The organism is Nonomuraea spiralis (genome assembly GCF_014648435.1).
Lineage (GTDB): Bacteria > Actinomycetota > Actinomycetes > Streptosporangiales > Streptosporangiaceae > Nonomuraea > Nonomuraea spiralis.
Window position 1 is genome coordinate 72,574 of record NZ_BMRC01000014.1, and the last position, 20,658, is coordinate 93,231.

20 protein-coding genes and 2 pseudogenes are annotated in these 20,658 nt (G+C 71.8%); 13 read left to right on the forward strand and 9 right to left on the reverse strand.

The features are described from left to right. Positions 1-36 precede the first annotated feature (36 nt). Complete coding sequence (locus IEZ27_RS31160; protein WP_189650508.1) at positions 37-708, forward strand: tRNA-dependent cyclodipeptide synthase; 672 nt, start codon at positions 37-39, stop codon at positions 706-708. On the opposite strand, the gene IEZ27_RS31165 is transcribed toward IEZ27_RS31160, so the two are convergent. Further along, complete coding sequence (locus IEZ27_RS31165) at positions 697-2,172, reverse strand: vWA domain-containing protein (RefSeq protein ID WP_189650509.1); 1,476 nt, start codon at positions 2,170-2,172, stop codon at positions 697-699. The two genes, IEZ27_RS31160 and IEZ27_RS31165, sit on opposite strands and share 12 nt — an antisense overlap. A 225-nt stretch (positions 2,173-2,397) precedes the next feature. Here IEZ27_RS31165 and IEZ27_RS31170 point away from each other — a divergent pair, with 225 nt between their 5' ends. After that, on the forward strand, positions 2,398-4,059 hold the full coding sequence (locus IEZ27_RS31170) for an asparagine synthase-related protein (protein ID WP_229824511.1): 1,662 nt from the start codon (positions 2,398-2,400) through the stop codon (positions 4,057-4,059). 107 nt (positions 4,060-4,166) lie between these two features. Here IEZ27_RS31170 and IEZ27_RS31175 read toward each other — a convergent pair whose 3' ends face one another. Further along, positions 4,167-5,186 (reverse strand): type III polyketide synthase, encoded by a 1,020-nt coding sequence (locus IEZ27_RS31175; RefSeq protein ID WP_189650511.1) that lies wholly within the window; start codon positions 5,184-5,186, stop codon positions 4,167-4,169. A 133-nt stretch (positions 5,187-5,319) separates the two neighbouring features. On the opposite strand from IEZ27_RS31175, the gene IEZ27_RS31180 reads away from it, so the two are divergent. Beyond that, entirely contained in the window at positions 5,320-6,267 is a 948-nt protein-coding gene (locus tag IEZ27_RS31180) for a helix-turn-helix domain-containing protein (protein WP_189650640.1), read from the forward strand. A 36-nt stretch (positions 6,268-6,303) separates the two neighbouring features. On the opposite strand, the gene IEZ27_RS31185 is transcribed toward IEZ27_RS31180, so the two are convergent. Beyond that, entirely contained in the window at positions 6,304-6,942 is a 639-nt protein-coding gene (locus tag IEZ27_RS31185; RefSeq protein ID WP_189650512.1) for a TetR/AcrR family transcriptional regulator, read from the reverse strand. A 22-nt stretch (positions 6,943-6,964) separates the two neighbouring features. Here IEZ27_RS31185 and IEZ27_RS31190 point away from each other — a divergent pair. Both IEZ27_RS31190 and IEZ27_RS31195 read left to right on the forward strand, forming a co-directional pair. After that, a pseudogene (locus IEZ27_RS31190) lies at positions 6,965-8,293 on the forward strand (MFS transporter); the annotation flags it as partial. Beyond that, positions 8,289-8,513 (forward strand): annotated as a pseudogene (locus IEZ27_RS31195) (hemerythrin domain-containing protein); the annotation flags it as partial. The pseudogenes IEZ27_RS31190 and IEZ27_RS31195, both read left to right, overlap by 5 nt. A 57-nt stretch (positions 8,514-8,570) precedes the next feature. Here the strand turns inward: IEZ27_RS31195 and IEZ27_RS31200 are convergent. The 4 genes from IEZ27_RS31200 to IEZ27_RS31215 form a co-directional block, all read right to left on the reverse strand. Further along, entirely contained in the window at positions 8,571-9,434 is an 864-nt protein-coding gene (locus tag IEZ27_RS31200; protein ID WP_189650513.1) for a pyridoxamine 5'-phosphate oxidase family protein, read from the reverse strand. After that, a complete protein-coding gene (locus tag IEZ27_RS31205) occupies positions 9,435-9,878 on the reverse strand; it encodes a VOC family protein (RefSeq protein WP_125639539.1) in 444 nt (147 codons plus the stop codon). Between the two features lie 88 nt (positions 9,879-9,966). After that, positions 9,967-10,542 (reverse strand): CGNR zinc finger domain-containing protein, encoded by a 576-nt coding sequence (locus IEZ27_RS31210; protein WP_229824513.1) that lies wholly within the window; start codon positions 10,540-10,542, stop codon positions 9,967-9,969. A gap of 49 nt (positions 10,543-10,591) precedes the next feature. After that, complete coding sequence (locus IEZ27_RS31215; protein ID WP_189650514.1) at positions 10,592-11,206, reverse strand: TetR/AcrR family transcriptional regulator; 615 nt, start codon at positions 11,204-11,206, stop codon at positions 10,592-10,594. Between the two features lie 38 nt (positions 11,207-11,244). Between IEZ27_RS31215 and IEZ27_RS31220 the strand changes: the two genes are divergently transcribed. Both IEZ27_RS31220 and IEZ27_RS31225 read left to right on the forward strand, forming a co-directional pair. Then, positions 11,245-11,694, forward strand: a complete 450-nt coding sequence (locus tag IEZ27_RS31220; RefSeq protein ID WP_189650515.1) for a DUF1453 domain-containing protein — start codon at positions 11,245-11,247, stop codon at positions 11,692-11,694. Positions 11,695-11,732: 38 nt separating this feature from the next. Next, positions 11,733-12,497, forward strand: a complete 765-nt coding sequence (locus IEZ27_RS31225) for a class II aldolase/adducin family protein (protein WP_189650516.1) — start codon at positions 11,733-11,735, stop codon at positions 12,495-12,497. Between the two features lie 21 nt (positions 12,498-12,518). Here IEZ27_RS31225 and IEZ27_RS31230 read toward each other — a convergent pair whose 3' ends face one another. Continuing rightward, the gene (locus IEZ27_RS31230) at positions 12,519-13,469 is read right to left on the reverse strand and encodes a GlxA family transcriptional regulator (RefSeq protein WP_229824514.1); all 951 of its coding nucleotides are present in this window, start codon (positions 13,467-13,469) and stop codon (positions 12,519-12,521) included. Between the two features lie 71 nt (positions 13,470-13,540). Here IEZ27_RS31230 and IEZ27_RS31235 point away from each other — a divergent pair, with 71 nt between their 5' ends. Beyond that, the gene (locus IEZ27_RS31235) at positions 13,541-14,809 is read left to right on the forward strand and encodes an MFS transporter (protein WP_189650518.1); all 1,269 of its coding nucleotides are present in this window, start codon (positions 13,541-13,543) and stop codon (positions 14,807-14,809) included. Next, positions 14,809-15,474, forward strand: coding sequence for a peptidyl-tRNA hydrolase (locus IEZ27_RS31240; protein WP_125639557.1), 666 nt, complete (start codon positions 14,809-14,811; stop codon positions 15,472-15,474). The genes IEZ27_RS31235 and IEZ27_RS31240 overlap by 1 nt, the downstream gene beginning before the upstream one ends. Here the strand turns inward: IEZ27_RS31240 and IEZ27_RS31245 are convergent. Next, the gene (locus IEZ27_RS31245; protein ID WP_229824515.1) at positions 15,464-16,429 is read right to left on the reverse strand and encodes a DUF3616 domain-containing protein; all 966 of its coding nucleotides are present in this window, start codon (positions 16,427-16,429) and stop codon (positions 15,464-15,466) included. The two genes, IEZ27_RS31240 and IEZ27_RS31245, sit on opposite strands and share 11 nt — an antisense overlap. A gap of 170 nt (positions 16,430-16,599) precedes the next feature. Here IEZ27_RS31245 and IEZ27_RS31250 point away from each other — a divergent pair, with 170 nt between their 5' ends. The 4 genes from IEZ27_RS31250 to IEZ27_RS31265 all read left to right on the forward strand — a co-directional run bounded on the left by IEZ27_RS31250 (position 16,600) and on the right by IEZ27_RS31265 (position 20,657). Further along, the gene (locus tag IEZ27_RS31250) at positions 16,600-17,385 is read left to right on the forward strand and encodes a hypothetical protein (RefSeq protein ID WP_189650519.1); all 786 of its coding nucleotides are present in this window, start codon (positions 16,600-16,602) and stop codon (positions 17,383-17,385) included. Positions 17,386-17,422: 37 nt separating this feature from the next. Then, positions 17,423-19,342, forward strand: a complete 1,920-nt coding sequence (gene ftsH, locus IEZ27_RS31255) for an ATP-dependent zinc metalloprotease FtsH (RefSeq protein WP_229824516.1) — start codon at positions 17,423-17,425, stop codon at positions 19,340-19,342. Between the two features lie 114 nt (positions 19,343-19,456). Continuing rightward, positions 19,457-20,047, forward strand: coding sequence for a DUF937 domain-containing protein (locus IEZ27_RS31260; RefSeq protein ID WP_189650520.1), 591 nt, complete (start codon positions 19,457-19,459; stop codon positions 20,045-20,047). Positions 20,048-20,075: 28 nt separating this feature from the next. Next, on the forward strand, positions 20,076-20,657 hold the full coding sequence (locus tag IEZ27_RS31265) for a Maf family protein (protein ID WP_189650521.1): 582 nt from the start codon (positions 20,076-20,078) through the stop codon (positions 20,655-20,657). Position 20,658: the final 1 nt, after the last annotated feature.

Below are 20,658 nucleotides of genomic sequence, written 5' to 3' on the forward strand. Positions count from 1 at the left end.
GCATACGTACAGTCAAATCTTGCTACTCTCCGTGCCATGTCAAGCGTGCAGGCCGTCCCCTTGACCGCGCGGTGCGCGAAGATCCTCGCCGCTCGTGAGCATGCCGTCGTCGGGGTGAGCGCGTTCAACGGGTTCTTCACCCTTCGTGCCATCCGCAGCCTCCTGGAGTGGGCCACCCGCACGTTCACCGGTGTCCATGTGCTCGTGCCGGGCGTCGAGCTGGCCGGTACGTTGATCGCGCGCGGCCTCCCGTCCGGCGCGGCGCTGATCAAGGCCAGGTCGGCGGCCAACAACACGCGTAACCGGGTGATCCGGGTGCTCGACGGCATGGACGCGGCCAACGCCACCGTCTTCGACTGGAACGAGCTGGCGGGCAACCGGCCCTACCGGCGGTCCCGGCGGGAGCTGGAGCGGCTGGTCGCCCGGGATCCGGCGTTCCGCGAGCGGTGCGTGGCGGCGGTGTTGCCGATCGTCGGCGGCCAGGAGCTCACCCCCGAGCAGGCCGCGAACGCGCTGCCCTTCCTGCTGGCCGAGTTGCCGCTGATGATGAACAGCCCGGCCATCCTGCGCACCGGCTCGTCGGTGTTCTGCCATCCGGAGCCGATGCCCATGGTGGGGGAGCTGTACGCGGGCTCGCTGCCCGTCTCGCGCTCGCCCCACCAGGGCTTCGTCTCCCCCCGGCTGGCCCCCGAGCGGTCAGCCGACTGAGCGGGCCTTGTCGATGAGGGTGGTCAGCTCGGTGACCATCGGGTCCTCCGAGGCCCCGGCCAGCCGCGCGGCGTGCTCGCGCAGCGCCGGCAGGTCCAGCCCGAACGCCTTCCTGTCCCGCAGGTAGACCGCGAAGGCCGCGACGACCACGTCCACCTGGAGCCGTACCGGCGTCTTGTCCCAGATCGAGGCGTTCAGGTCACCGGTCTGGAGGGACTTGCCGGATTCGGCGGCCTCGCGGGTGTCGGGGTCCTGCCAGCGTACGGTCGCCTGGGCGAGCTGGCCGCGGGCGCCCGGCTTGAGGCGGAGGGCGTACAGGGCGGTGACCGAGTGGCCGGGGCCGATCTCGCCGCCGTCGCGGCTGTCGTCGCGGAACTCCTCGGCCGACATCACGCGGTTGTCGTACCCGATGAGCTGGTAGCTCTCCACGACCGACGGGTTGAACACGACCTGCGCCTTGGCGTCGCGCGCGCGTACCTCGATGGTGGCGGGGAGCTGGGTGGTGAAGACCTTCTCGGCCTCCTGCTCGGAGTCCACGTAGACGGCCATGCCGTCGCCGTTGTCGGCGAGCTGCTCCATCAGTTCGTCGCCGTAGTCGCGGCCGACGCCGACGGTGAGCAGCGTGACCTGCTTGCCCGCGTACTCCTTGACCTGGTCCACGATGGTCTGCCACTCGGTCGCGCCCTGGTTGGCCAGGCCGTCGGAGAGCAGGACGACGCGGTTGGTGGCGGCGGGGCGGAACGCCCCCGACGCCTCCCGGTAGCCGGCCAGCATGCCGCTCTCCAGGTTCGTGCCGCCGGAGGTCTCCAGCTCGTCCACCGCGGCGTGCAACTGGGTACGCGCGGTGAGCGGCGTCATCGAGGCCAGCAACCTGGCCTCGTCGCTGAACGACACGAGCGACACCTGGTCGCCGGGCGCGAGCTGGTCGAGCAGCTTGTGCAGGGCCGACTTGACCAGGTCGAGGCGCCCGGCCTCGGCCATCGAGCCGGAGACGTCGACCACGAACGTGAGGTTCGCCGGGCGGCGGGCGGCCGAGTCGGAGGCGCGGGTCTGCAGGCCCACGCGGAGCACGGCCTCGTCGCGTGCGGGCAGTCGGGCGCCGTCGACGTGCACGGTGAAGCCGTCGTCGGAGGGCTGCTCGTAGTCCTGCCGGAAGGCGTTGACCCATTCCTCCGGGCGGATCTCGCCGGGCGCGGGCCAGCGTCCCTCCTGGAGCGTACGGCGGGCGTAGCCGTACGAGGCGGTGTCCACATCCAGGGCGAAGGTGGAGATCTGCGCCGTGGTCGTGTCCTGTTCGGCTTGCTCGGGGCCGGCCGCCGACGCGCTCGGCGCGGGCCGCCGCTGCTGGTCGGACGCGGGGGCCCGCGCGGTGCTGCCACTCGTCGATCCGCCGGAGCCGCCACATGCGGCGAGTCCGAGCAACGCGGCGAGTCCGACACTGATGGCTAAGGGACGAAATCTCATCGCAACCACCTCCGCGTCCTATGACGAAGGTCAGTACGCGGGTGGCCGGGCCAGAGACTCAAGCGAGCACAAACCGCGATCGTCACGTGATCAGTTGTGACAATTGGTACGAATGAGATAGGCATGGATGCCGTGCGCGTCTATCTCGGTGTAGCCGCCAAGCGGCAGGACGTCCCTGTCCGTGTCCTGGACAAGGTCCGTTCCGTTATCGAAATCGCTTTCCCCGTGCCCCCTGACGTCATCCGGGGCCGCGAGTGGCACGGGCGCGGCGTCTCCCTGTTCGCCTGGACGAACGAGCCCGACGACACCCGCCGGCCCTCGCTGCTGTCGGAGCACCGGGGCCTGACGGTCGGGGTGAACGGCCACTTGGCCGTCCCCTCCGACGTGACCAGGCTGCCCGACGACTCCGTGGGCGGCTGCTTCTCGGCCTGGCTGGCCCGCGACGGCGAGCTGACCGCGAGCACCGCGATCAACCGGGTCTGCCCGGTGTTCCACGCCGAGACCCCCGACCTGTACGTGGTCGGCAGCCGGGCCCTGCTCGTGCATCTCGTGGCCCAGCCGGTGGACCGCGTCGACCACGACCTGCTCGCGCTCCAGACGATGGTCAGGCAGGGGTTCTTCCTGTCGGACGAGACGCCGTACAAAGGGGTCTCGGCGCTGCGGCCCAGCTCGCGGATCATCGTACGGGACGGCGTACGGACGATCACCGGGACGCCGCTGCCCGAGGCCGCGCCGGCGCCCGCCACCGGACGCGCCAAGCGCGCGGCCATCGGCGAGCTGGCGAACGCGCTACTGGCCACCGTCGCGCCGCTGCGCGACCTGGAGGAGCCGGTGAACCTGGCGTTGACCGGCGGGCGCGACACGCGGATCCTGGCCGCGCTGCTGCACGCGGCGCGGGTGCCCTTCCGCGTGACGACGAACGGCCTGGACAGCCACCCGGACGTGATCATCGCCAGGGAGATCGCGGCCCGGCTCAAGGTGGAGCACACGGTCATCGCCCCGCCGCAGACGGCCGAGAAGGATGCCGTGCTGGTGGAGCACCCGCTGAGCCGGGCGTGGGAGACGCTGCGCACCTGCGAGGGCATGACCTCGGCGTACGAGTCGATCGTGAGCTACCTGCCCTACTCCGCCAGGCCGACCATGTCCGGCCAGAGTGGCGAGACCCTGCGGGCCGGCAGCCTGAACCTGCTCCAGACCGACCTCGGCGACAAGGCGCTGCTGCGCCGCGTCACCACCACATTCTGCAAGGACGCGCCGCTGTTCACGGCGGAGGCCAACGAGCACGCGCGGGAGCTGGCCAGACCGTGGCAGCAGCGGCCGAACCGGCTGGAGGCCCTGGATCACCTCTACATCTGGTACAAGGTGGGACGCTGGCAGGCCGGCGCGCGGGCGGGCGCGCTGCGGCGCGGCGACCCGGTGCGCCCGTTCCTGGACAACCGGGTGGTACGGGCGGCGCTGGGCCTGGACCAGGGCTGGCGACTGTCAGAAGAAGTGATTTATTCGCTCATCCTGCGATTCGCCCCCCAACTGCGGGACGTCCGGATCGAGGGAAAACCCTGGCGGTTCACCGTGGGGATGGGCAAACGGTGGCCCTGGACCCGCCTGCCCCCCGCCCACCTGCCGACGGTGCGCACCGGCGGCGGCTGGAGCTGGCGCACCAGCCCGGGACCGGCCCTGACGGACGTGCTACGCCGCCAGGTCCTCGGCAGCCTCGACGCCCTGGCCCCCATCGTGAACCCGGACGAGGTACGCGCCCTGTTCGCCGAGCCCGTCGTCAGGAAGCCCGCCCTGGCCTGGCACCTCTACACCGTCGCCACCCTGCTGACCGGCCTCTACCCCGGAAAACGGCCCGAGGGCCTGGAGGAGATCACGGTCGCCCGGCCCTGATCACCAGGGAGGCAGGAGCGACTCGCCTCACCAGTGAGCGACTCGCCTCACCAGTGAGCGACTCGCCTCACCAGTGAGCGACTCGCCTCACCAGTGAGCGGCTCGCCTCACCAGTGCAGCAGGAGCAACTCGGCGGAGAAACCGGGACCGAGCGCGATCAGCACGGCGGGCATGCCGGGATGCCCCCGCGTCTCCTGGAGCACGTGGAGGACGGAGACCGACGACAGGTTGCCGTACGTGCGCAGCGACCGCCACGTCACCTCCAGGGCCTTGGGGTCCAGGTCGAGGCTCTGTGTGATCGTGTCGATGACCTTGGGGCCGCCGGGGTGGCAGACCCAGGTGGGCACCTCCTCGGGGGTGAGGCCGTAGTCGGCCAGGAAGGTCCTGATGTCGTCCGCCAGCACCTGGTTCACGAAGTCGGTGAGGTCGGCGTCGAGCACGATGCGGAAGCCGTGGTCGCTCACCTCCCAGCCCATCAGGTGCTCGGTGTCGGGGTAGAGCCTGCTGCGGGTGGCGACGACCTCGGGGCCCCTGCCGCGTCCGGTGCCCACGACGGCCGCCGCGCCGTCCCCGAACAGGCCGCTGGCGACCAGGTTCGCGATCGAGGTGTCGTCGCGCTGGATGGTCAGCGAGCACAACTCCACGCAGACCAGCACGGCGGCGTGGTCGGGCCAGCCGCGCAGGTAGTCGTGCAGGCGGGCCAGGCCCGAGGCCCCGGCCGCGCAGCCGAGGCCGAACACCGGCAAACGCTTGACGTCGCCGCGCAGCCCGAGCCGCTGGGCCAGCCTGGCGTCGAGCGAGGGCGTGGCCAGGCCCGTGGTCGAGCAGAACAGCAGGTGGTCGACCTTCTCCGGGGGCACGTCGGCCTTTTCGAGGGCGCCTCTGACCGCCTGTTCGCCCAGGTCGAGGGCGATCTCGATGAACATGGCGTTGGCGCGGCCGAAGGAGTCGAGCTTGGAGTAGCCGTCCAGGGGCAGCGCGAGGTTGCGGCCCACGACGCCGGTGGCGGCGTGGAAGTGCCGCAGCAACTCCTCGTCGCAGTCCGTCAGACGGGAGAACGCCTCCGTGATCTCCGCCTGCTCGTAGCGGTGACCGGGGAAAACGGTCTCCACCCCCGAAATATGCATATATCACTCCTGCCGCAGGGAGGAGGGCGCTAACCTGCTGGCGCCGGATATGGGCGGTTAATATGCATTTGTGCCGCTCACGTCTCACGGCTGCCCGTCGTCGCGTCCGCTTCCGCTTCCGGTTCCTGGCCGCCTGCCGACGGTCGCCGTGCTGGCCTTCGACGGCATGGCGCCGTTCGAGCTGGGCTGCGTGGTGGAGTTCTTCGGGCTGCCCCGGCCCGAGCTGGACGTTCTTTGGTACGACCTCAAGGTGTGCGCCGAGACGTCCGAGCCGCTCCGCGTGGTCGGCGGGTTCACCATGCGGGCCGAGCACGGCCTCGACGTCCTGGCCGGGGCCGGCACGGTGATCGTGCCCGGCGTCGCCGACGTACGCGGTGAGGTGTCCGGCGCGCTGGTCGGGGCGCTGCGCCTGGCCCACGAGCGGGGCGCCCGGATCGTGTCGATCTGCTCCGGCGCGTTCGCGCTGGCCGCCGCCGGTCTCCTCGACGGCCGCGAGGCCACCACCCACTGGAAGTACGCCGACCTGCTCCAGCGCCGTTTCCCCGCCGTCCGGGTCAACCCCTCGGTCCTGTACGTGGACGGCGGCGACGTGCTGACCAGCGCGGGCAGCGCGGCCGGCCTCGACCTGCTCGTCCACCTGGTACGCAACGACCACGGCCCGAACGTGGCCAACGAGGTCGCCCGCCGCCTGGTCATCCCGCCGCACCGGGAGGGCGGCCAGGCCCAGTTCATCCAGGCGGCCGTCACGCCCGTGGAGGACGACGACGCCGTGGCCAGGGCGATGGCGTGGGCGCTGGCGCACCTGGCCGGGCCGATCAGCGTGGCCGACCTGGCCAGGGTGGCGAACCTGTCGCAACGCTCGTTCATCCGGCATTTCAAGCGGCAGACCGGGACCAGCCCGCTGCGGTGGGTGATCTCGCAGCGGGTGGCGGCGAGCCTGCCGATGCTGGAGTCGACGACGGCGCCGGTCGAGGAGATCGGGGCGGCGGTCGGGTTCGAGAGCCCGGTGACGTTCCGGCACCACTTCGCGAGGGCCATGCGCACCTCGCCGTCCGCCTACCGGCGTACCTTCGCCGGCTGACCGCCGTACCGCAGGCCCGCGGGCCCGGTGTCCGGGTCAGGGCAGCAGGCCGTGGACCAGGGCGCGCAGCCCCGGCTCGTAGGTGTCCTCGGCGGTGAGCTCGGCCCAGCGGCCGCCCAGTTCGGCCAGGCGGGGCAGGGCGGCCGGGTCGAGACCGGCGAAGACCTGCCCGCGGTAGGTCGGCCGGTCCTCCTCGCGCCGCCGACCGGCCGCCGCCCGTACGGCGATCTCGCCCGCCGTGTAGTGCCAGATGATCCGGTACACGTGCACGGCCCGCTCGATCGGCACACCCGCCTCGACGACCGCGTCGATGATCTTCTCCGGGTACCACAGCGCGCCGACCGCGAGCAGGTCGTCGGCGCGCAGCACGTCCACCGCCCAGGGGCAGCCGGACACCGCGTCGCGCATGGCCAGGGCCACGGTGACGACCCGTTCGCGCGGGTCGGGGGGCAGGTCGGGGCGCGGGATCCCGGCCGCGTACTCGTCGAGCAGGAGCAGCAGGAGCTCCTCCTTGTCGCGGACGTGGTGGTAGAGCGCCATCGGCGTGCTGCCGACCTCCTTGGCCAGCCTGCGCATGGTCAGCCCGCCGACGCCGTCGGCCTCGATGACCCGGTGCGCCGCTGCCACGATGTCCGCCCGCGAGATCCGGGGTGGTCTTCCAGTGCGTGCCGGCATGCCGCCATGTTACTTTTTATACATGTATAAAAAGACATCTCCCTGGACGGCGGTGGTGGTCCTGGCGTTCGCCGTCGCCGTCGGATCCCTCCAGATGACGGTCGTCGTCCCGATGCTCCCGCTGCTCCAGCGGCAGTTGGGGGCGCCTGCCACGTCCGTCTCCTGGACCCTCACCGCCGGCCTGCTGTCGGGCGCGGTCGCGATCCCGCTGCTGTCGCGCCTCGGCGACATGTACGGCCGCCGTACCGTCGCCCTGTCCGCGCTCGGCCTGCTCGTGGCCGGCGCGGCGGTCGCCGCCCTGTCCGGCACGCTCGGCGCGGTCATCGCGGGCCGGGTGTTGCAGGGCGTGTCCGCCGCGCTGCTCCCGCTGGCCATGGGGCTGGTCAGGCCGGTCATCCCCGCCCACCGGCTGCCCACGGCGATCGGCGTGCTCAGCGCGACCATCGGCGTGGGCAGCGGCGGCGGCATGATCCTCGCCGGGCTGGTGGACGGCGACTACCACTCGATGTTCTGGATCCTGGCGGTGCTGGGCGCGGTGAGCTTCGCCCTGGTGGCGGCCCTGGTGCGGGAGGCGACCCCGGCCGGGGGAGCGGGCCGGCCGGACCTGGCGGGGGCCGCGCTGGTCTCCGGCTGGCTGGTCTGCCTGCTGCTCGCGATCAGCAAGGGCGCCGCGTGGGGCTGGACCTCGCCGCGGACGTCCGGGTTGCTCGCGGCGGCCGTCGTGCTGGCGGTGGCCTGGGTGGTCACGGCCCGGCGCAGCGCCTCGCCGCTGATCGAGATCCCCATGTTGCTGCACCGGGGCACGATCGGGGCCACGGTGGCCTCGTTCCTGATCGGGTTCGCGCTGTTCGCGGCCATCACCACGCTCTCGGCGGTCGCGCAGGGCGCCCTCGGGGCCTCGGTGCTCCAGGTCGGGCTCTACCTGCTGCCGACGACGGTGCTGATGCTCGCGGTCTCGGTGCTGGCCGGCCCGCTCATGCGGCGCTTCTCCGCCTCGGCGCTGGTCTCTGCCGGGTCCGCGCTGGTCACCGCCGCCACCGTGTGGCTGGTGATCTCCCGCGACAGCGGCGCCGACCTGTACGGGGCCGCCGCCGTCCTGGGCGTCGGTGTCGGCCTCGGGTACGCCGCGCTCGGCACGATGGCCGTCGAACACGTCGAACCCGCCAAGACCGCGGCGGCCGGAGGCGTGAACGCGCTGGTCAGAGTCGTGGGCAGCAGTCTGGCCGGAGCCGTGGGGGCGGCCGTGCTGTCCTCCGGGGGCGCCGGCTGGAGCTTCGGCGTCGCCGCCGTGGCCGCCCTGCTGGCGGCCGTGTTCTCGACCGTCCACCGGGCGAGGGGGAGTGGGCATGACCGCGGAGCAGCGCGTGGTGGCCTGGGGCGACGAACTGGTGAAACTGCACGCCGGTTTCCGTCAGGAGCTGGCCCGGATCAGGGCGGGTGGTCACGGGGCCGACCTGCGTACGCACTGCCTGGCCTTCTGCGACGCCCTCCACGCCCACCACGAGGGCGAGGACGCCGTGTTGTTCCCGCACCTGGCCGCCGGGCATCCCGAGCTGGCCGACGTCCTGGCCAGGCTGGGAGCCGAGCACCGTGTGGTGGCCCGGATCATCGCCCGCGTGCTCCCGCCGTCAGCGGGTGACGGGCGGGTTGAAGCGGTGGAGGCCGGGCGGCGTCCAGCCCGCGCCGACCGTGCCCTCCATGTGCGTGTACGCCGTCAGCTCGAACCGGACGACGCGCCCCTCCCCGCTCCAGTCCACCTCGGCCCGCCCGGTCAGGTGGAGGGTCTGGCCCCGGGTCCAGTCGACGAACAGCAGCCCGGCGGCCGGGTCCAGCTCCAGGTTGCCGAGCGTCATGAACATCGAGTTGCCGGGATAGTCCGGGAACTCCAGCGACGCCGGCCCGGTCACCCGGACGAACCCGGGGTTGCCGCCCCGGTGCGAGACGTCGGCGCCCAGGCCCTCGGCGCGGGTGGCGATGAAGAACGTGTCGGCGCTCTCGATCCACTCCACGTGGCGCGGCGTGAACGCCGTCCCGTCGCCCGCGACCGCCGGGATGCCGGGCGGGGCGGTGGGCTCGCGGGTCTGGATGTGCTTGGGGCAGTTGGCGTACACCTGCTCGGTCCAGATCACCAGGCTGTCACCCGCCCGTACGGCGGTGCCGTTCACGCGCATCCGGCGGCGGGTGTGCGGCTCGATGGCCAGCAGCCCGAGGTCGCGTTCCGCGGTGAACAGGTCGCGCAGGGGCGCGGCGGGCAGGGCCCGGACCGTGATCGTGCGGTCGTCGGCGGCGGTCGCGAAGCCGGGCGGGCCGGTCAGCACGTCCGCCCACACCTGACCGAGGTCGTCGGCCGCGCCCGCCACCAGCAGACGCTGCTCGCCCAGGAACGCGGCGGCCACCTCGGGAATCTCCGGACGGGTGCGCGAGCTGCCGAACGCGCCCGGCTCCCGAACCCCCGCCCGGGCCTGGACGGCGATCTCCCCTGGATGCCTCATTTAGAAGAACCCGCAGGTCGGAGCGCCAGGAGTGGGGGCGGGACGGTCGCCGGCGGCGCCCGGCGCGTAGATCTCCAGCCGGATGCCGTCGGGGTCCTCGAAGTACAGGCCGCCGTAGGAGGCGCCCTCGCCGTGCGGGACCACCCCGCCGTGGTGCACGGTGGCGCCGATCTCCTTGACGACCTGTTCGGCCCTGCTCAGCGCGTCGGCGTCCGCGACCCCGTAGGACAGGTGGTGCAGGCCGGGCAGCGCGGTGGAGAAACGGTTCTCACTCTGCTGCCAGAGCGTGACCACCAGGTCGCCGTCCTGGGTGAGGAGGGCGAAGCGGCGGCCGTCCTCCTGCGACTCGTGCGAGACGGTGAAGCCGAAGACCCGGCTGTAGAACTCCTTCGACCTGTCGAGGTCGGTGACGTTGAGCCCGACGTGCCCGGGGCGGAAGGACATACGACTCTCCTCATCTAATGGTTGCACGACCGATCAGCCGTTAGAAAACAATATAACGGCAAAAATCGGTCTTTGGCGTTAGATGGGGCTATTTCTTGTGCTCCCGGTAGTGCCGGGCCGCCCGCGCGCGGTTGCCGCAGGCCGGCGAGCACCACTCCTGGCGCGGGTGCTCCTTGACGAAATAGAGCACGCAGCGCGGGGCGCCGCAGGTGCGCAGCAGGGTGCGGCCGGGGCCGGCCAGGAAAACCACGGCGGCGGTGGCGAGCCTGCCCCGCAGGCGCGCGGACGTGCTCGCCTTCACGGCGGGGACGGTGGTCAGCGCGGGCTCGCCGGTCCACGTCAGTTGCGGGGCCGTGGGGGCGGCCAGGGCGGTCGCGTTCACCAGGGTCAGCGACTCGGCGAAACCGGGCAGGTCCGCCGCGTCCGCGCCGCTCGGCGGGGCCGGGGCGATCGCCCTGGCCAGCAGGGCCCGTACGGCCTGGCGCAGCCGTACGGTCTGCTCGCGCAGCTCCTCCGAGGCGGTGAAGTCGGGCGCCACGCCCAGGTCGGCCGCGTGCCCGCGCACCCACTCGGTCGTCGTGGCGGCGTCGCGCAGCAGGTCGTAGGGCCCGGAGCGGTCGGCTCCGACCGTGCCGGCGAACTCCATGGTCAGGAAGGTGGACATGCCCCCAATCTAACGCCTGCTCGCCGCCGCTGCCGTTAGACGGGAGGGCTCAGCGGCCGGGTTCGATCAGGGTGGCGAGGTGGCGGCGGAGGCAGCGGCGCATCAGGCCGGGCGTCATCCGCTCGGGATGCAGCACGCCCTCGACGGTGAGCCCGTCGATCAGCGCGCACAAGCGTTCGGTCTCCACCTCGACGTCGGCGCCCAGGCGGCCGTGCGCGGCGATGCCCGCGATGATCCGGCCGACCAGCCGGCGCATGCCGTCGTACGCCTCCTGAGCCTGAGGCCGCAGCTCGGGACGGGTGCGCGCGGCCGTCGTGAACGCCAGCCAGACCGCGGCCTCCTCCAGCCGCGGCTCGTCCAGCGGCAGCAGCTCCGACAACATCAGCTCGACCCGCTCGGCCCGCTCCCCGCCGTCCTGGGCGGCGAGGAGCGGTCCGACGCGTGCCTCCAGGCGCGCGCTGATCCGCTCGATCGAGGCGCGCATCGCGAAGGTCATCAGCTCGGTGTGCCCGGCGAAGTAGTGGCGCACCGAGCCGATCGCCAGCCCGGCCTCCTCCGCCACGTTGCGCAGCGACGCCTGCTCGAACCCGGCACGGCGGACGACCCGGAACACGGCGTCGGCCACCTCGTCGCGGCGGGCCTCGGGATCGACGACTTTCGGCATGTTGTCCTTTATAGCACGCCCCTGCTACGTTATTTAGCATGGACGTGCTACTAATCGCCGCGCTGGTCGTCTACGCCGTGGCCAGACGCATGATGGGCCAGCCGCTCATCGCCAAAGATGTGTACGTGCCGCCCGTCATCCTGATCGGCATCGGCCTCCACGGCCTGCTGAACCTGCGCCCCACCCCGCTGGACATCCTCTGGCTGGTGGTCACCGCCCTCGTCGGCGTCGCCTTCGGTGCGCTGCGCGCGGCCACCACGCAGGTGTTCCCCAAGGACGGCGTGCTCTGGCAGCGCTACACCTGGAAGACGCTGGTGGTGTGGGTGGTGACGTTCGCGATCAGCTTCGGCGTGGGCGCGCTGGCGCTCGCGACCGGCATGCACGAGGAGGTCCGCTCGATCCCGCTGTCGATCGGCGTCGGCCTGCTCGGCGAGGCGCTGGTGATCCTGGCCAGGTCGAGGACGGCGGGGGTGCCGTTCAAGCGTTAGTCTGCGGTCAGAACATCATTCTGGACCAGGGGAGAGCCATGCCGGACAACCTCATCTTCCGCCTGCCGCCGACGTTCGAGACCGTCGAGGAGGAACGGCGGCACCGCAAGGAACGGCTCGCCGCGGCGCTGCGCATCTTCGGCAGGTTCGGGTTCGAGGAGGGCGTGGCCGGTCACATCACCGCCCGCGACCCCGAGCTGAGCGACCACTTCTGGGTCAACCCGTGCGGCATGTCGTTCAAGCACGTCAGGGTCAGCGACCTCATCCTCGTCAACCACGAGGGCAAGGTCGTCGAGGGCCGCTACCACGTGAACGAGGCGGCCTTCGCCATCCACTCCCAGGTGCACCAGGCCCGCCCCGGTGTGGTCGCGGCCGCCCACAGCCACTCGGTCCACGGCCGTGCCCTGTCGGCGCTCGGTCAGATCATCGAGCCGATCACCCAGGACTCCTGCGCCTTCTACCAGGACAACGCGCTGTTCGACGACTACACGGGCGTCGTCACCGACCTGGAGGAGGGCAAGCGCATCGCCGCCGCCCTGGGCGGCAACAAGGCCGTCGTGCTGCGCAACCACGGCCTGCTGACCGTCGGCGACACCGTCGACGCGGCCGCCTGGTGGTTCATCACCATGGAACGTTCGGCGCAGGTCCAGCTCCTCGCCAAGGCCGCCGGTCAGGTCGTGCCCATCGAGCCTGACAACGCCGCGCTCACCCACCAGCAGATCGGCAACGACCTGGTCGGCTGGATCAACTACCAGCCGCTGCACGACCAGATCGTGCGCGAGCAGCCCGACCTGTTCGAGTGAGCCGGCCGGGCGGCCCGGGGGTCAGGCGCGGCGGAAGGTGTGCCGGTAGGCCAGCGGCGCGACGCCGACGGCCGCGTGCAGGTGCTGGCGCAGCGAGACGGCCGTGCCGAAGCCGGAACGCCTGGCCACCTCCTCGACGCCCAGGTCGGTCGTCTCCAGCAGGCGCCTGGCGTGGCGTACGCGGTGGCCGGACAGCCATTTGGCCGGGCTCATCCCGGTCTCCTCGCGAAAGCGCCTGGTGAACGTGCGGACGCTCATCCTGGCGTGGGCGGCCAGCACGGCCAGGTCGAGCGGGGCCTCCAGGTGGGCCAGCATCCAGTCCCGGGTAGCGGCGGTGCCGCCGGCGTCGTCGTCCGGCAGCGGGCGCTCGATGTACTGCGCCTGGCCGCCGTCCCGCCAGGGCGGCATCACGCAGCGGCGGGCGGCCCGGTTGGCCACCTCGGCGCCGTGGTCGCGCTTGATCACGTGCAGGCACAGGTCCAGGCCCGCCGCGACGCCGGCCGAGGTCAGCACGTCGCCGTCGTCCACGAACAACACGTCGGGGTCCAGCTCGACCTGCGGGAACAGGGCGGCGAACCGGGCCGCCTCTCGCCAGTGCGTGGTGGCCGGACGGCCGTCCAGCAGGCCCGCCGCGGCCAGCACGAACGCGCCCGTGCAGATCGACATGACGCGCGGCCGGTCCTGCAGCGCGGCGCGCAGGGAGGCGGTGATCGTGCCGTCCTTCATCGCCCGGCCCGCGTGGATGCCCGGGACCAGCACCGTGTCGGCCGTGTCGAGCACGTCGAGGTCGTGGTCGGGCAGCACGGTGTAGCCAGCCGTGCACCGGACCGGCTCGCGGTCGGGCGAGCAGGTCACGACCTCGTAGAGCTTCTCGCCGTCCGGAGTCTCGGCGGAGTGGAAGACCTGGCCGGGCACACCGAGGTCGAGCGGGGCGAAGTTGTTCAGCACGACGACCGCGACACGATGGACCATGGCCTGATTCTTGCACATATTGGCTTTCGGGCCACTCGCACTGCCAAAAGGTGATGAATCAGGATTAGCGCATGACGTTGAGCACCACCCCCGCCCCCACGAGGTCCGGAAGGATCCACCGTGCCTGGTGGGTCGCGGCCGTGGCCTTCGTGGCCATCCTCGGCGCGGCCGGCTTCCGCGCCACCCCCGGCGTGCTGATCACCCCGCTCCACGAGGAGTTCGGCTGGAGCACGGGCACGATCTCCCTCGCCGTGTCGATCAACCTGGTGCTCTACGGCGTGACCGCCCCCTTCGCCGCCGCGCTGATGGACCGTTTCGGCATGCGCCGCGTGGTGTCGCTGGCACTGCTGCTGGTCGCGCTGGGGAGCGGGCTCACCGTGCTCATGACGGCGAGCTGGCACCTGCTGCTGTTCTGGGGTGTGTTCATCGGGCTCGGCACCGGGTCGATGGCGCTGGTGTTCGCCGCCACGGTGACCGACCGCTGGTTCGTCCGGCACCGCGGGCTGGTCACCGGGATCCTGACCGCGGCGGGCGCGACCGGGCAGCTCGTCTTCCTGCCGGTGCTCGCCTCGCTCGCCGAAGGGCCCGGCTGGCGGGCGGCCTCCCTGACCGTGGCCGGCGCCGCGCTGGCGGTGGTGCCGTTCGTGTGGTGGTTGCTGCGCGACCGTCCCGAGGAGGTGGGCACGACCGCCCTGGGGGCGGAGGCGGGCGCCGTACGGACCGCGCCGGCCGCGGGGAACGCGGCCGCGCGGGCGCTCACGGTGCTGAGGTCGGCGGCGCGCACGCGCGCCTTCTGGTTCCTCGCCGGCGGCTTCGCCATCTGCGGCATGAGTACGAACGGCCTGGTCGGTACGCACTTCATCCCCGCCGCGCACGACCACGGCATGGCCGAGCCCGTCGCTGCCGGCCTGCTGGCGATCATCGGCGTCTTCGACATCGTCGGCACGGTCGCCTCCGGCTGGCTCAGCGACAAGGTCGATCCCAAGCTGCTGCTCGGCGTCTACTACGCCCTGCGCGGCCTGTCGCTGATGTTGTTGCCCGGCCTGTTCGCGGCCACCACCGAGCCCAGCATGCTGATCTTCATCGTGTTCTACGGCCTGGACTGGGTGGCCACCGTGCCCCCGACCGTCGCCCTGTGCCGGCGGATCTACGGCCAGGACGGCGCGGTCGTGTTCGGCTGGGTGTTCGCCTCGCACCAGGTGGGCGCCGCCGTCGCGGCCGTCGGGGCGGGCCTGACCCGCGACCACCTCGGCGCCTACGACCTGGCCTGGTACGTCGCCGGCGCCCTCTGCCTCCTCGCCGCCGGAATGTCCCTGGCCATCGGGCATGCTAAACGGTGATGAACGAGACCGAACTGATGGTCCTCCCCCTCGTGGTCAGGATCGAGAGGGCCGCTCCTCCCGAGCGCACCGACGCGCTGGAGGCCGCCGCCATGGCCGTGCTGAGCCTGCTCGACGACCCGGGGGAGTGGGCCGGGGAACTGCACGCCTGGCAGTCGACAGGCAAGATCCGCAAGGTCGTGCGCCGCGCCAGGGGCGCCGAGTGGCGCAGGGCCGCCGCGCTGCCCGGCCGTACGGTCGAGCACCGTACGGCCGAGGTGCGGGTGCACCCGCCCGTCCCGCTCGACGCCTGGCCCAGGGATCTGGCCCGGCTCCAGGTGGGCGGCACCGAACTGAGCGACACGGCCGGGCCCGGCGACCCGTCCGGCCCGCCGGTCCTGTGGGAGAACCCCAGGCTGACCATGTCGGCGGGCAAGGCCATGGCCCAGGCCGGGCACGCCGCGCAACTCGCCTGGTGGGCCAGCGACGAGGCCGAGCGGGCCGCATGGCGGGCGAACGGCCTGGCCGTGTCCGTACGTCCCGCGCCGGACCAGGACGACTTCGACGCCAAGGTGGCCGCCGGGCTGCCCGTGGTGCGCGACGCCGGGTTCACCGAGATCGAGCCGGGTTCGTGCACGTTCGTGGCCGAGGCGCCCTGGCTCCTCGGGCGGGTGGCTAGATCGTGAAGACGTCGGCCAGCACGCCGCCCGCCGGGGTGATCCGGGCGGGCGACGGGCTGTCGTAGACGACCATGAGCCGGCCGTCGGGCAGCACGGCCAGCCCCTCCGGATGGTCGTCGCCGACGCCGTACGGAAGCTCCAGTACCGTCTCCAGGTCGTGCGCGGGCACGAGCCCGTCGCTGCGCCGCTCCCGCCAGCGCACGACCCGTACCGGGCCGTCCAGGTTCATCGTGGGTCCGGTGAGCAGCAGCAGGTCGCCGCCGTGGGGGCACATGTCCCGTACGCCCAGCCCGCCGAGGTCCAGGAAGTGTTTGCGGTACGGCCGGTCGAGCCGTAACCGGCCGCGGCCGTCGTCCACGGGCCGGATCTCCAGCACCACCGCCCAGCCCCGCAACACCGGCCCGCGCAGCCCCAGGTAGACGCGCTCGTCCACGACCGCGATGCCCTCGATGTCGAGACCGTTGTCCTTGCCGGGCAACGCCAGGAACGGCGCCAGGTGGCGGTCATCGGCCAGCATGGCGGCCACGTTCTGGTCGCCGGACAGGATCGCGCCGGGCAGCGGCCGCTCGCCGGTCTCGTCGAGCGGCAGGCGGACCAGGACGAACCGGTTCTCCTCGCGGACGACCGTACCGAGCCTCCTGATCGACTTCTCCGGGTCGCCGGGCTTGGCCTTGCGGCGCTTGAGGCTGTGCGAGCCGACCGCCCACAGGTGCCCGTCGGCCCTGGCCAGGCCCTCGATGTCGGCCTCGTCGAACCGGCCGGCGGGCAGGTCGACGTAGTCGGCCAGGGCGAAGCTGCGCTCGTCGCCGAAATGGTCGCCGGTCCAGGTCAGCCGCTCGATCGTGGCGGTCTCGTCACCCGCGACCCACAGGCCCGAGGGCTCCCACCTGACCGCCGAGAGGTTCGTGTGCGTCTGGGCGAACCGAGACTCCTCGCCGAACCGCAGCTCCACCTGTTCCACCCCGTCATGATTGCACTTCGGTCGCTTCACACACGCAATGGCGGGATATGTCGTACGCTCCCGTCGTGCTCCATGGGGAAGATGAGACCGAGGGTTCACGAGTGACAACCGCAGACCGCCCTGGAACCCCTGTTTCACCGCCCAGGCGCTCCCGCATCGGCGATGTCCGGATGCGGTCCATATACCGGGGGCTCGCCGTCGTGGCGGCCGTGGCGGTCGCCGCCACGGTGATCGTCCTGGCGCTCCCCTCCGGGCCGGACGAGGTCGTGGCGGGGCCGGTAACCGCGCCGCCGGCCGCACCCGCCTCGTCCGCCCCGGCCCCTACTCCGACGCCTTCGGGAACCCCCACCCCGACCCCGTCGCCGAGCCTGTCCCCGATCCCCACGGCGGTCCCGTCGCCTGGCTCCTCCCTCGCGCCCGGCTACACCGCCATGGAGGCCCTGTACGCCGACTCCCGCGTGCCCCGCCTGACCGGCCGCGTCAAGCGGATGGCCCTTCCCCGTCCGGCCAAGCGGTTGGTGAAGGACAAGCGCACCGGCCTGGCCGTGCCCCGGCTGGGCAGGCCGTGGAAGCAGCACGGCGCGGCGCCGTTCACCAGCAAGCAGGTGTTGCCGCCGACGCGCGGCAGCAAGCTGCGCGGCATGCTCGTGACCTGCCCGCTGCCGATCATGGAGCAGAAGTCGCCCCGCGACACGGCGCTGCTGGCCGCCCGCTGGACGCTCAACCACCACCCCAAGGGCTCCAAGATCAGCTGGCTGGCTTCGCAAAGAGTGAAAACTGGCTGGATGCTCGTCTACCGCGTCAAATACGGCAAACATTCGTCAAGAGCGGCCGTCGTGGTCATGGACGGGGGAATGGGCAAGCCAGGACTTGCGTTCGTCACAGTGCCGGACTCGCAAAGAAAGCGATGGCGTGATATTGGCCGCGTCGTCTCAGGAGTGCGTGTTCTAGGCTAGAAAGATCATGTATGCGGCGATGTGGGGGAGTGACGCCGTGGAACGCTCTGGACCGCCGCAGGCACCGAACAAGGGCAAGGTCAAGCCGCCCTGGCGCTCGGAGGGCCTGCCCGGTTCGCCCGGAGGGCGGCCCAAAATCAACTGGTGGCGCTTCGTCGTCACCCTGCTCGTGGTCTACGCGGGCTTCTTCGTCGTGTCGTCGTTCGTGGACAACAGCTCGGTCGAGACGATCTCGTACACCGAGTTCACCAAGCAGGTCGATGCCAAGAACGTCAAGGACATCTACGCCCAGGGGCTCTCGGTCGAGGGCGACCTGAGGAGTGCGGCGAAGAACCCCGAGAGCAGCGAGTCGTACACGAAGTTCCAGACCGAGATCCCGGCCTTCGCCAACACCGACCAGCTCGACCAGCAGCTCAAGTCGGCCCAGGTGGAGACCACCTCCAAGCCGCTGACCCGGGGATTCTTCTCCAACCTGCTGCTGTCGCTGCTGCCCGTGCTGCTGCTGGCCGGCCTGTGGATCTGGGTCATGCGCCGCGGCGCCAGCATGATGGGCGGCGGCCTGAGCGGGCTCGGCAAGTCCAAGGCCGCAAAGCCGGTCGAGGCCGCCAAGGTACGCGTCACCTTCGACGACGTCGCCGGCATCGACGAGGTGGAGAACGAGCTCGTCGAGGTCGTCGACTACCTCAAGGACCCCGGCAAGTACCGCAGGCTGGGCGCCAAGCTGCCCAAGGGCGTGCTGCTCGCCGGCCCTCCCGGCACCGGCAAGACCCTGCTGGCCAGGGCCGTCGCCGGTGAGGCCAAGGTGCCGTACTTCTCGGCCAGCGCCTCCGAGTTCATCGAGATGATCGTCGGCGTGGGCGCCTCGCGCGTACGCGACCTGTTCGAGGAGGCGCGCAAGGTCGCCCCCTCGATCGTGTTCATCGACGAGATCGACGCCATCGGACGGGCCCGCGGCGGCGCGGGCGGCATCGGCGGCCACGACGAGCGCGAGCAGACGCTGAACCAGATCCTCACGGAGATGGACGGCTTCTCCGGCGCCGAGGGCGTCATCGTCATCGGGGCCACCAACCGGCCCGAGATCCTCGACCCGGCGCTGCTGCGTCCCGGGCGCTTCGACCGTACGGTGCAGGTGGGCCTGCCCGACGCGGCCGGACGCACGGCGATCCTGGAGGTGCACTCGCGCGGCGTGCCGCTCGACGGCGAGGTCAGCCTCGACCGCATCGCCAAGACGACGCCGGGCATGACCGGCGCCGACCTGGCCAACCTGGTCAACGAGGGTGCACTTCTCGCCGCCAAGCGCGGCAAGGAGAAGGTCGACATGTCCGACTTCGCGGACGCGCTGGAGAAGCTTCAGCTCGGCGCGGCCCGCAGCATCGTGATGCCGGAGGAGGAGCGCACCCGCACCGCCTTCCACGAGGCCGGACACGCGCTGCTCGGCATGCTCCAGCCGGGCGCCGACCCGGTCAGGAAGATCTCGATCATCCCGCGCGGCCGGGCGCTCGGCGTCACCCTGTCCACCCCCGACACCGACCGCTACGCCTACGACGAGCAGTACCTGCGCGGCCGCATCACCGGCGCGCTCGGCGGCATGGCGGCCGAGCAGGTCGTCTACGGCGTCATCACCACCGGCGCCGAGAACGACCTCGAACAGGTCACCATGATCGCGCGCGGCATGGTGGGCCGCTGGGGCATGTCGGAGAAGGTCGGCCCGCTGACCATCCTGCCCAACGACGGCTCGGCCCCCCAGGCCTCGCCGGCCACGCTCGCCACGGTCGACGAGGAGGCCCGCCGCATCGTGGACGAGTGCTACGAGCGCGCGGTCCAGGTGCTCACCGAGAACCGCGAACGGCTCGACGGCATCGTGGCGGCCCTGCTCGAACACGAGACGCTCGACGAGGTGAGCGCGTACTCCGCCGCCGGCCTGGCCAGCGCCAGCCTGCAGCCCGCCCTCGACTGACGTCTCAAGACGGTCCCCCGGGAAAGCCCGTCTTTCCCGAGACATAGGGAAACCCCGGCCTTGCCTCGATCACGGCCGGGGAACGTCTCCCGCGACTCGGATCGGGGGACTGTCTTGACACTGAATGACGAGCTACTCACCCAGCTCGGCGACTCAGGGGTAGATCAGATCGCCGGAATGCTCGGCACCGACCCGGCCACGGCACGCAAGGTCGTCGAGGCCGTGGCCGGAACCGTCCTGGGCGGCATGGCGCGCAACGCCGAGCACCCCGACGGCGCCGAGGCACTGCGCGCCGCCCTCGACGACCACGTCGACACCGACCCGTTCAACGGCGACGTGGCCTCGCTGACCCGCGACGGCCACAGCATCCTCGGCCACGTGCTCGGCGGCCAGGGCACCGAACGGGCCGCCGCCGGGCTCTCGCAACTGGCCTGTGTCAGCCCCGGCACCATCATGAAGCTGCTCCCCCTCATCGCCCCCATGGTCATGTCCCTGCTGGCCAACCGCGTCACCAAGGCCCACATGGACGCCTCGGCCCTGGCCGTCCACCTGCGCAGGGAGCACGACGCGCTGCCCGGCGCCCTCGGCGGGCTGCTCGACGGCCTGCTGGGCGGCATCTTCGGCGGCGCCGTCCCGCCCCAGGGCGGCCCGTACGACCCCGCCGACCGCCAGCCCGCACGGGGGGCGCCCAACCACGACTGGTGAGCGGGCCGGGCTTCGGTAAGCTGGTGCGGTGATCGTTCTGGCTTCCGCCTCGCCCACCCGCCTGACCGTGCTGCGCAACGCCGGCCTCGACCCCAAGGTGATCGTCTCCGGGGTCGACGAGGACGCCTTCGCCGCGCACTCGCCGGCGGCGCTCAGCCTCGTCCTGGCCAAGGCCAAGGCGGAGGCGGTCGCGAGCGGCCTGGCGGAGGGGCTGGTCATCGGCTGCGACTCGATCCTCGAACTCGACGGCCGTCCCTACGGCAAGCCGGGCACGGCCGAGGAGGCCGTCGAGCGCTGGCGGATCATGCGTGGCCGTACCGGCCGCCTGGTGACCGGCCACTGCGTGATCGACGTCCCGGCGGGGCGGCAGGCGGCGCAGGTGGCCACCACCGTGGTGCGCTTCGGCCAGCCGTCCGACGAGGAGATCGCCTCCTACGTCGCCACCGGCGAGCCGCTCGGGCTGGCCGGCGGGTTCAGCATCGAGGGGCGCGGCGGCTGGTTCGTCGAGGGCATCGAGGGCGACCACGGCAACGTGCTCGGGGTGTCCCTGCCGCTGCTGCGCGAACTGTTCGACGAACTGGGTTACGCGGTCACGTCGTTCTGGCGCTAGC

Bases quoted from the DNA above. Each gene is read 5' to 3' on its own strand.
- IEZ27_RS31160 (WP_189650508.1), top strand. From the start codon at position 37: ATGTCAAGCGTGCAGGCCGTCCCCTTGACCGCGCGGTGCGCGAAGATC.
- IEZ27_RS31230 (WP_229824514.1), bottom strand. From the start codon at position 13,469: ATGGTCCATCGTGTCGCGGTCGTCGTGCTGAACAACTTCGCCCCGCTC.
- IEZ27_RS31215 (WP_189650514.1), bottom strand. From the start codon at position 11,206: ATGCCGAAAGTCGTCGATCCCGAGGCCCGCCGCGACGAGGTGGCCGAC.
- IEZ27_RS31240 (WP_125639557.1), top strand. From the start codon at position 14,809: ATGAACGAGACCGAACTGATGGTCCTCCCCCTCGTGGTCAGGATCGAG.
- IEZ27_RS31185 (WP_189650512.1), bottom strand. From the start codon at position 6,942: ATGCCGGCACGCACTGGAAGACCACCCCGGATCTCGCGGGCGGACATC.
- IEZ27_RS31205 (WP_125639539.1), bottom strand. From the start codon at position 9,878: ATGTCCTTCCGCCCCGGGCACGTCGGGCTCAACGTCACCGACCTCGAC.
- IEZ27_RS31165 (WP_189650509.1), bottom strand. From the start codon at position 2,172: ATGAGATTTCGTCCCTTAGCCATCAGTGTCGGACTCGCCGCGTTGCTC.
- IEZ27_RS31200 (WP_189650513.1), bottom strand. From the start codon at position 9,434: ATGAGGCATCCAGGGGAGATCGCCGTCCAGGCCCGGGCGGGGGTTCGG.
- IEZ27_RS31175 (WP_189650511.1), bottom strand. From the start codon at position 5,186: ATGCATATTTCGGGGGTGGAGACCGTTTTCCCCGGTCACCGCTACGAG.
- IEZ27_RS31210 (WP_229824513.1), bottom strand. From the start codon at position 10,542: ATGTCCACCTTCCTGACCATGGAGTTCGCCGGCACGGTCGGAGCCGAC.
- IEZ27_RS31220 (WP_189650515.1), top strand. From the start codon at position 11,245: ATGGACGTGCTACTAATCGCCGCGCTGGTCGTCTACGCCGTGGCCAGA.
- IEZ27_RS31225 (WP_189650516.1), top strand. From the start codon at position 11,733: ATGCCGGACAACCTCATCTTCCGCCTGCCGCCGACGTTCGAGACCGTC.
- IEZ27_RS31250 (WP_189650519.1), top strand. From the start codon at position 16,600: ATGCGGTCCATATACCGGGGGCTCGCCGTCGTGGCGGCCGTGGCGGTC.
- IEZ27_RS31235 (WP_189650518.1), top strand. From the start codon at position 13,541: ATGACGTTGAGCACCACCCCCGCCCCCACGAGGTCCGGAAGGATCCAC.